Raw genomic sequence first — 1359 nt, 5'->3', positions numbered from 1 at the left:
CGGCAGCGGTATGCCCAGAGCCGGGCCCCAGAAGTTAACCGGTTGCCGATGCAGTGCTTGCTCGTCGAACAACAACGTTGAACGAGCCCCATGAAAGACAGGACACCGTTTCCCCCTTACGATAAGGGATAGGCAAACGGTTATGTTTATGACTAATAGCAACGACAAGAGTGGGGAGCTTTTGGGCCAGGAGCGGCGGCGCCGCTGGAGCCCAGAGCAAAAGCTGGCCATGGTTCGCGAGAGCCTTGAGCCAGGACAAAGTGTGTCGGTCGTCGCTCGGCGCAACGGCATCAATGCCAATCAGCTGTTCCTGTGGCGCAAGCTGTATCAGGACGGTAGCCTGTCGGCGGTCAGTGCTGGCGAAGCCGTGGTACCTGCCTCCGAGCTGAGCGATGCGCTCAAGCAGATCCGTGAATTACAACGGATGCTGGGCAAGAAAACGATGGAAGCCGAAATCCTCAAAGAGGCCGTGGAGATCGCCCGGTCGCGAAAATGGATTGCGCACTCACCCTTGTTGCCGGGGGACGACCAGTGAAACTGGTCAGCGAATGTCTCGGTGTGGCGCGCTCGCAATTAACGGTTCGAATCAAGCAATCGGTATCGCCCAAAGTACGGCGAAGCAGGCCTGTGAACGATGTAGAGCTGGTCGCTGAAATCCAGCAAGAGGTCAGCGAACTGCCCAGCTATGGATACCGTCGCGTCTGGGGACTGCTGCGTCGTGCACGTGAAAAGCGGTCGCTGCCTGCGATCAACGTGAAACGGGTTTACCGGGTGATGCGTGACCACAACCTTTTGCTTGAACGCCGGATCAAACAGCCCGGCGTGCCGCGTCGGCACGAAGGCCGTATTGCTGTGGAAACCAGCGATACGCGTTGGTGCTCGGACGGCTTTGAGTTCCGCTGCGAGGACGGCGCCAAACTGAGCGTGACCTTCGTCCTCGATTGCTGTGATCGCGAAGCCATCGGCTGGGTGGCGAGCCCGACCGGGTACAGCGGCGATGATATCCGCGACTTGATGCTGGAAAGCGTGGAAAAGCGTTTTGGTGATCAACTGCCCACCACGCCAGTTCAATGGCTAAGCGACAACGGCTCGGCGTACACCGCCGAACAGACACGCCTGTTTGCTCGACAGATCGGCTTGCAGCCGGTGACCACCCCGGTACGCAGCCCGCAGAGCAACGGCATGGCCGAGAGCTTCGTGAAGACGATTAAGCGAGATTACGTGGCGCACATGCCCAAGCCGGATCGAGAAACGGCGTTGCGTAACCTGGCAATTGCCTTCGAGCACTACAACGAGCAGCATCCGCACAGCGCCTTGAAATATCGTTCACCGAGGGAGTTCAGGCGCTTGGCGGCGGAG

At 59.1% G+C, this 1359-nt stretch carries 1 protein-coding gene; it reads left to right on the top strand.

Annotated elements, in window-relative coordinates; all coding sequences use genetic code 11:
* Positions 1-148: 148 nt before the first annotated feature.
* A protein-coding gene (locus F2S13_RS28090; protein ID WP_425500254.1) for an IS3 family transposase occupies positions 149-1359 on the top strand; the annotation gives its coding sequence in 2 pieces (ribosomal slippage) (positions 149-494 and positions 494-1359; 1212 coding nt annotated over the 2 pieces). This gene is flagged as partial in the annotation.

Origin of the sequence: Pseudomonas akapageensis (assembly GCF_011355085.1) — a bacterium.
Classification (GTDB): domain Bacteria; phylum Pseudomonadota; class Gammaproteobacteria; order Pseudomonadales; family Pseudomonadaceae; genus Aquipseudomonas; species Aquipseudomonas akapageensis.
The sequence above is the reverse complement of the archived record's forward strand: the minus strand, read 5'-3'. Positions and strand labels throughout refer to the sequence as shown.